The organism is Paraburkholderia sp. SIMBA_030 (assembly GCF_046535245.1).
Taxonomy (GTDB): Bacteria; Pseudomonadota; Gammaproteobacteria; order Burkholderiales; family Burkholderiaceae; genus Paraburkholderia.
The window spans coordinates 1-262 of record NZ_JAWRXB010000843.1 but is presented as its reverse complement, the minus strand read 5'-3'; the positions used below and the strand labels follow the sequence as shown (position 1 = coordinate 262).

Annotated in this window: 1 protein-coding gene; it reads right to left on the bottom strand. The window is 59.2% G+C overall.

Going from position 1 to position 262, the window contains the following annotated elements:
* Window positions 1-262 (bottom strand): copper chaperone PCu(A)C (locus SB772_RS42370; RefSeq protein ID WP_410838818.1); only part of this gene is annotated, 262 nt, incomplete at both ends.

Here is a 262-nt window from a genome sequence, read left to right as displayed (position 1 = left end):
GCCGTCGCTCAACAGGCTACGGTCTTTCAGGTTGACCAGCATCACGTGATAGGCCATCGGCGCAAACATGACGTTGCCGCCCGCCGGAATATCAACGCTCGGCACCTGTTGCATCTTCATCAGATCGCCTTGCATCACGTGTTCGTGCAGCTCGGCTACGGCCGAAATCGGCGAGTCGACACTCAGCAGGCGATCAGCGGTTTTGCCGCTGTTGTGAATCACGAAATAGGCGGCAACGGTTGGCGCGTTCGGCGGCAACTCC